The organism is Anabaena azotica FACHB-119 (assembly GCF_014697625.1).
In the GTDB taxonomy this organism is placed as follows: Bacteria; Cyanobacteriota; Cyanobacteriia; order Cyanobacteriales; family Nostocaceae; genus Trichormus; species Trichormus azoticus_A.
The window spans coordinates 21361-28447 of record NZ_JACJSG010000069.1; the positions used below are offsets into that span (position 1 = coordinate 21361).

Here is a 7087-nt window from a genome sequence, read left to right on the forward strand (position 1 = left end):
TTATGCTCCTAATGCTTGTTTTAATTGAGCCTCAATTTCTTGTACTGAAGCGGCGGATAACCCCAAACCACAGCGAACTTTCTTTGACTGCTTTTTTTTAGCCATAGCTTCGATCTGGGCTTTGAGTGCCAAAGTTTGAGGTGTATGTTGAACCACTGGTAAATTCTTTTGCCTTGATTGCTCTTGTTGATGGCGTTGTGCGTCTTGTGCGATCGCTTGAGCTAGTGTAAATTTGGGTTTGGGCTGTGGCACACAAGTATCTTCAACTTGGCTTTGGATAGCCTGTTGATAACGTTGCATCAAGTTGATCCAGCCTCCCTTAGTTTTGTTCCAAGTATTCATCACAGAGATAGCATGAGTGATTTTCTCTGATGCGGGGCATGAGGCCGCCGTTGCTAGTTCCCTGGCTACTAACTCCACAACTATCGGGTTGAAGTTCTGGTAGCGCTTGTTTAGTTGGCGCTGTGATGAATGCCAAGGTAGTACCCAGCAATTCCACTTGATTTTCTCCCTGACTACTAATGGCACTGGATCATCAGCAAATGTTGTTGGATCTGTAGTCCATGCGTCAATGAGTTCTTCCACGTTTTTGGCTGATTTATAGGGGTCAATATTGTTCGCTTGTTCGCTTTTTGCGAACGACCCCACCGCAATAGAAGGTCTAGATGAGGGATTTTCATTTTGAGGCGAAGATTCTGGTTGGTTTGACAACGAAGCGGGAGATTTAGGGTTGGGTTGGTCTAGGTTTTGTCTTGGAGTTAAATCGTTTTGAGTGGGGTCACACACACATTCTAGAGTCGGAGAAAAGTCTAGGTTTGAAAATGCGCTCTGTGTACTAATCTCTAATTTATTCTCTAATTCTATATATATAGAGTTTGTCGAAGGTGAGCAGTGAAGATTGTTGACCTTCGACAAATAAGATTGCTGACCATCATCAGACAAGTTTGTCGAAGGTGAGCAAACAGACTCAGTTTGTTGACCGTTAACAGACACAGAAATTTGAGGATGCTGTTTGACATTCTTGTTTTTTGGTCGTACAGAAGTAAAAGAGCCTTCTTTGATGGAACTAAAGAAGTCATTCAAGACTTGATGATTGATGCGGTAATGAAGTTTTACTGGAGAGCCTTTTAATTGTGTTTCTAAAAGGTTAATACTGGTGAGATGATGTCTAATTTTGTCTAGTTCATAACGATTTAGAGCAGTTTCTGATGTCCACTGTTCGTAAGTTCTATAAAACCATCCTTCCGGGTCATTAGTTCTTGAATCCCAATACATAGCTTGACTCAAGAAAAGACCAGCACTAGCACTACCAGCAATAGTCGCATAGACTCGATGAAATGCTATCGGACTACCAAGTATTTCTGCATACTGAGAATTTTTCTTACTTTTAACTGTTGTCGTCGCTTCAGATAAACTCATAAATATTTCCTCTCTTTCAGCAGTGAATCAACCAATTAATACAAGTGCTTTAGTCTTCTTCTTCTTTTAAGAATGTTGTTTGACCATTGGCTGTGGCCCGTTTGAGTAGCTCAGAAAAACCAAGACTTTCGTGTTCACGTTCTAAAATTTGTCTAATTAAGGTGCTGACAGGAATCTTCTTCCATGCAGCCACTAAGCGATACTCTTCATAAGCTTTTTCTGATAAAGTAATCGAAAGCATATATCGTTCTGTCATGTAGCGCTCCGAAATCTGCAATAATTTTTAGGACTGGAAAAAATTTAGAACTCAGAATTAATTAGTAGTGGTGTTTCACTAAACAGAAGCCATCTGCATACAGTTAAATTCTCAATTCTGGCTTCTAAGTTCTAGGTTCTAACTTGATAACTGCTTACTGGTACAAGCGTACTGTAATTATAGAGGTATACTTGCGGAAATATCAAGGCAATTGCAATGCAAATATATAGTTTTTTCTGATGGCAAGTATGCGCGAGCCTTCGATGTTTCAATTGCTGGTATCTTTTGCACCGTACTGGTAATAAGTAGTGTTAGATAACAAGAAGTTTTGACTTTTGAGTATGACTAATAAAACACCCCAAACTCAATACGATTCTCCCTGGAAGCAAATGCTACAGTTGTATTTTGAAGATTTCATGCAATTTTTCTTTCCACAAGCTCATGCTCAAATTGATTGGAGTCGAGGCTTTGAGTTTCTCGATCAGGAGCTACAGCAGGTAGTCCGTGATGCCGAGTTAGGAAAACGACTAATTGACAAATTGGTGAAAATTTATCGCCTTGGGGGTGAAGAATCTTGGCTGTTGATCCATATTGAAGTTCAAAGCCAAGAAGAAAGCGATTTTCCTAAACGTATGTTTGTATACAACTATCGGATTTTTGACCGTTACGATCGCTCTGTTGCATCCTTGGCAGTGCTTGGGGATGACAACATCAACTGGCGGCCATCGCAGTTTGGGTACAATTTGTTTGGCTGTACGGTTAATTTTCAGTTTCCTGTCATAAAGTTGTTAGACTATCAGCAAAGGTTGTCGGAGCTAGAAGCTAGTCGCAACCCCTTTGCTACGGTAGTAATGGCTCACTTGGCAGCAGTACAGACTCGCAGTAATAGGTCGCAAAGGAAACAATCAAAACTGGCCTTAGTTCGTCGGCTGTATGAGCAGGGATTTGAACGCGAGGCTGTTATTAACCTGTTGGCTTTTATTGATTGGATGCTGACGTTACCATTGGATTTAGAACTAGAGTTTAAAAGAGAAGTTGAACAATTGGAGGCACAACAGCGTATGCAGTACGTGACATCCTTTGAGCGAATTGCCCGAATGGAAGAATTGGTAGAAGCAATAAAATTAGGCTTGGAACTCAAGTTTGGCCCTGAAGCATTAAACCTAATGCCAGAAATTTCATCGTTGGAAGACGTTGAACTATTAAGAGCCGTGAGAAATGGGATAAAAACAGCTACTACGGTTGACGAATTACGTCAAATTTATCAGCACTCGACAACCGATAGCCAACAAGAGAACTAACATTGCTTGTTAAATATTTATTTTTCAAGGTTCAGTAGATTTTGAGTGCCGAAATTAGCCTTAACGTAACGCGAAAGTCCCTACCTTCAGCGAAGCAAGGTAGGGATGAATAGCGGGATGCGACGATTGCATACCTGAGTGAAATCAACCGTAAGGTTGATAAGGGAATGGTATGTATGAGGAGCAGCCAGTCAATCTTCTGGTGTTTCTTGCGATTGTATATATTGCTTTATTTTTTCAATTGGTGCGCCACCAGTGGAAGCAACATAATATGAGCTAGACCAAAATACAGGTTTTCGATAAAAAGTAGATAAATGCTCTGAAAATTCTTTTTGAATAATTCTACTAGACGCTGATTTTAGACTACCTACGAGAACAGATAAATTATTATCTGGATGGAAATCAATCAACAAATGAACATGGTCTATTTCCCCAGAGAACTCAATTAGTCTACATTTTGTTTTTATGCACACATTAGCAAATATTTCATGCAACCGTTCCAGAATTGGTGCTGTTATAGTTTTGCGTCTGTACTTAGTTACAAATACAAAATGCAGGTGAACCGAGAAAACAGAATGAGAGCCTTTTCTGACAACCACTTGACAAGCCTGTAGGTCAACTGTAATATCATAGAACAATTCATTTTAGGAGGCAACTAACTCAGTGGCTACAAGGCGGATGACTTTCAGGTTATACCCTAACAAACAAATAGAACAGTCTTTGAGGTATCACCGAAAGCTCCACAAAGACTTGTACAACGCTGCGGTATATAACAGATTTACTCAATATCAAAAATTCAATCATTCTGTTAACTATTTCGAGCAACAGAATTGTTTACCTGCATTTAAAGAGATTTGGACAGAGTACAAAGAAATCAATTCACAGTCTCTACAGGCAACTTTAAAGCGTGTCGATTTTGCCTTTGAACGTTGGTTCAAAGGATTAGGTAAACGTCCTAGATATAAATCAATTCGTCATTACTCAGGTTGGACTTATCCAGCTAAAACTGGGTATTCTGTAGAATCTAATGGTGAAAATGGTTATTTGAATCTGTCTAAAATTGGACGTATTCAGATGCGTGGTAAGGCTAAGTATTGGGGAACACCTACTACTTGCACAGTTGTTTACCGTAATGGTAAATGGTACGCATCCATTACGGTTGAAGTAATAGACCAAGCTCTTAAACCAGATGTTTTACCAACTGGTGCTGTTGGGATAGATTTAGGATGTAAATCAGCACTTTCAATTACTGATGGCGAAAGTCATCAACAAATTGAAGCACCAAAGTTTTTGAGAAATGCTGAACATCTAATTAAAAAAGCTTCTAAAGACAAAAGAAGGAAGCAAGCACCAAACAGAAAAAAGAAAGTCCGAGCTTCTAGAAGATGGAAGAAAGCCCAAGCCAAAGTTAGTAAGATAACCCGTAAAGTTGCTAACCAACGTCAAAATTGGGTTCATCTAGTGGCAGTAGAAATAATCAGCAGTAACAGCTTCATTGCCACCGAGAAATTAGAAGTGAAGAATATGTCTAGCAAGGCTAAAAAAGGCAAGCGCAAAAAACAAAAAGCAGGACTGAACAAGTCGATACTTGATGTTGGTTTTGGGATGCTTCGCAGCACCATCAAATATAAGGTTGAACAAATTGGTGGTGTGTTTGTTGAAGTTCCGACCAAAAAAGTAAACCCTAGTCAAACCTGTCCTAAGTGTGGTCATCAACACAAGAAAACTCTTGATGTAAGAATACATTCTTGTCCTGTCTGTTCTTATGTTCAAGATAGAGATATTGCGGCTGCCGAAGTTATGCTTTACTGGGCTAAAGGCAATCTACCGGGGTTAGGAACTATCCTCGAAGATGCTGATGTCACTAGCTCTACTTCACGTACTCGCAAACAAGCGGGAAGCATGAGGCAACTAGGGCAATTGAAGCGTCAAAAATTCAACTCTACTGGGGTGGATGTAGAAACTCACCCCTCAACGAAGTAGGGGTGAGTAGTTCATTTACGCACTCAATGAAATATCCTTATCAGTCCCGACAAATGGCTCTTCAAACATATCCGCCTCATCTCCCCAACAGTCCCAGTCCTCTCTCGACTCTCGTGCGAACATCTCCAACTTGGTCATATCTGGACAGAGTTTCTCCACAAGTTCAAAAAACTCAGGGGGCTTACGGGAATGCTCACGCCGGGGTGCATGGAGAATTGTTGATTGGTTAGTAAGCGATCGCCCTGCAAAAGCTCTGACATCGCCACGCACAGCCAACGCACAATGTTCAGTGCAGTTTCTCAACCAGTGGCCAGTCCCCAGGTGTGGGGTTCCAGTTTTAGTAATCTTTTGCCAAGTGAGGATAGTCTTGAGTTCAAAACCCCATGTCTGTAAACATTGTGCAGCTTCAACCATGTGGTTGTTGGTGTACCAAAGCCACAGAACACAACCGCCAGCGTCGCACAGTTCGGGAATGGGTAGTGCCAGGATTTCTGGAGTTGGCATGGGTCTGTAGGGAATGCGATTGCGGTGGGTCTTGTCGTTAGAGCGGAGTCTGTAGAACCAAGGCGGGTCTATAACTATGCACTGGTATTGACCTTGCAGAGTTATTAGTCTCATACGTCCTCCTGTGGTGTTCTCATAACCCTGGCGCTGATAGATTCAAAATCAACTTGGAAGATGTTTAAATCTGGCGTTAATTCCCCTGAGTTATATCGGTCAGTGATGTATTGTTTGATGGCATCTGGTGACATACCATCAGGAATGTAAATGTGAGCTTCACTAATTACTTTCTCAACTATTTGAACTATGGCTTTCATGGTGATTTCTCCTCAAACTGAATGTTGCTTAAGATTTGCAATTGATTAACCAGTGTTGACAAAAACTCTTGTAACTTTCTGGTGGCTTCGTCAGGGCTTACTTCTTCTTCCACAAGGTAAATTCTTTGATTGTCTAGATAAGCCTCTGTGCGAGTTAAACTACCATTAGTTAGCAAAATTAATGAAAAATTACCGTACTTACAAAAGAAGTATTGTTGCCCTTCATTTAATGGTTGTCCTTGCTGCCAATTGATGATTTCTTCCTCCTGATCATCCAAATCAGCGTATGCCAACTCGACTTCCTCAATTGCAGTGAAAGCCATCTCTACACAAGCTTTTTCATGTGGATGAGTGCCGGACTGCATTCGATAGTCTTCTCGAACTACATAACCTTGTATGGCATAAAAAGCTTTAGCTAGTTTTTCAATGAGTGCGTCTTTTTGAAATATTCCCAGTTCCATCTTTATGCTCCAAATTCAAAAACTTTCTGTCCTTCAACTTCTACAGGATTAATATTAATTAACCCGCCACCAGAATAGTTACAGGGAATTTTGCGTTTATCTTTGTCATCGAAAGCCTCTTTCCGCACTTCTAGCCACCGACCCACGCAAGAAAAACCAACGGCTGAAGAAGGCGCACCAGCCTTTTTATAATCTTCAACGGTGGCGATGTGACCACAGCTAGGGCATTTGAATTTCCATTGCAGTGGATTGTTGCCGAATAGAGTTTGACCCTCTAATAGCCATTCATCTTTAGTAATCATCTTCATGAAACCTCACATCAAATAAATCGTGAATGAAAATTCCAACACTTTTCCAATCGACAAGACTTGTATTTATTTCGGGTAGAGGATAGTTTTGAATTATGTTTTCAAAACTACTAAAATCTTCCCAAGTCCATTGACCTAATTTATCAGCTTCCGATTCTTCTATATAGTAAACATTGATGATGTAATCTTGTACTCTCTCTTTGATTTGGTCTTTGTCGCCCCTTCTCCATAACTTACGGAACCAATTGATGACTTTTTGAGTATCGGTTAGTTTGTCTGTTTCTTCCTCAACTACACAATCAAGTGATTGAAGCTTTTGAATAGCGAACAATGCCATTGCCACGCAAGATTTTTCAACGGGGTGAGTAGATGATTGCATCCGATAGTCTGGTGGAATTTGATAGCCTTGAATTAAGTAGAACTCACAAGCTAGGGTTTCAATTAGTTCTTCTTTTTGAAGTAAATTAAGTTCCATATTTATTCTCCTAGTCTTATACGTTCAAACATTTCGGCTTCTATTCGTTGTCGGCGTTCGGCTTTG

General features: G+C 40.4%; 10 protein-coding genes. 2 read left to right on the forward strand and 8 right to left on the reverse strand.

Annotated elements, in window-relative coordinates:
- Both H6G83_RS31640 and H6G83_RS31645 read right to left on the reverse strand, forming a co-directional pair.
- Positions 1–1419 carry a hypothetical protein gene (locus H6G83_RS31640; protein WP_190479579.1) on the reverse strand — a complete coding sequence of 473 codons (1419 nt, stop codon included), beginning with the start codon at positions 1417–1419 and terminating at the stop codon, positions 1–3.
- Positions 1420–1468: 49 nt separating this feature from the next.
- Complete coding sequence (locus H6G83_RS31645; RefSeq protein WP_242044966.1) at positions 1469–1660, reverse strand: hypothetical protein; 192 nt, start codon at positions 1658–1660, stop codon at positions 1469–1471.
- A gap of 356 nt (positions 1661–2016) precedes the next feature.
- Between H6G83_RS31645 and H6G83_RS31650 the strand changes: the two genes are divergently transcribed.
- Positions 2017–2976 (forward strand): RpnC/YadD family protein, encoded by a 960-nt coding sequence (locus H6G83_RS31650; protein WP_190479580.1) that lies wholly within the window; start codon positions 2017–2019, stop codon positions 2974–2976.
- A gap of 191 nt (positions 2977–3167) precedes the next feature.
- Here H6G83_RS31650 and tnpA read toward each other — a convergent pair whose 3' ends face one another.
- Entirely contained in the window at positions 3168–3575 is a 408-nt protein-coding gene (tnpA, locus tag H6G83_RS31655) for an IS200/IS605 family transposase (RefSeq protein WP_190479589.1), read from the reverse strand.
- Between the two features lie 79 nt (positions 3576–3654).
- Here tnpA and H6G83_RS31660 point away from each other — a divergent pair, with 79 nt between their 5' ends.
- Positions 3655–4959, forward strand: coding sequence for an RNA-guided endonuclease InsQ/TnpB family protein (locus tag H6G83_RS31660; RefSeq protein ID WP_199328657.1), 1305 nt, complete (start codon positions 3655–3657; stop codon positions 4957–4959).
- A 15-nt stretch (positions 4960–4974) separates the two neighbouring features.
- On the opposite strand, the gene H6G83_RS31665 is transcribed toward H6G83_RS31660, so the two are convergent.
- The 5 genes from H6G83_RS31665 to H6G83_RS31685 are packed head-to-tail and all read right to left on the reverse strand — an operon-like array spanning position 4975 to position 7021.
- A complete protein-coding gene (locus tag H6G83_RS31665) occupies positions 4975–5577 on the reverse strand; it encodes an MT-A70 family methyltransferase (protein ID WP_190479582.1) in 603 nt (200 codons plus the stop codon).
- On the reverse strand, positions 5574–5777 hold the full coding sequence (locus H6G83_RS31670) for a hypothetical protein (RefSeq protein WP_190479583.1): 204 nt from the start codon (positions 5775–5777) through the stop codon (positions 5574–5576). Before H6G83_RS31670 ends, H6G83_RS31665 begins: the two co-directional genes overlap by 4 nt.
- Positions 5774–6238 carry a hypothetical protein gene (locus H6G83_RS31675; protein ID WP_190479584.1) on the reverse strand — a complete coding sequence of 155 codons (465 nt, stop codon included), beginning with the start codon at positions 6236–6238 and terminating at the stop codon, positions 5774–5776. The genes H6G83_RS31670 and H6G83_RS31675 overlap by 4 nt, the downstream gene beginning before the upstream one ends.
- Before the next feature lie 2 nt (positions 6239–6240).
- Entirely contained in the window at positions 6241–6540 is a 300-nt protein-coding gene (locus H6G83_RS31680) for a VVA0879 family protein (RefSeq protein ID WP_190479585.1), read from the reverse strand.
- The gene (locus H6G83_RS31685) at positions 6530–7021 is read right to left on the reverse strand and encodes a hypothetical protein (RefSeq protein ID WP_190479586.1); all 492 of its coding nucleotides are present in this window, start codon (positions 7019–7021) and stop codon (positions 6530–6532) included. Before H6G83_RS31685 ends, H6G83_RS31680 begins: the two co-directional genes overlap by 11 nt.
- Between the last annotated feature and the right edge of the window lie 66 nt (positions 7022–7087).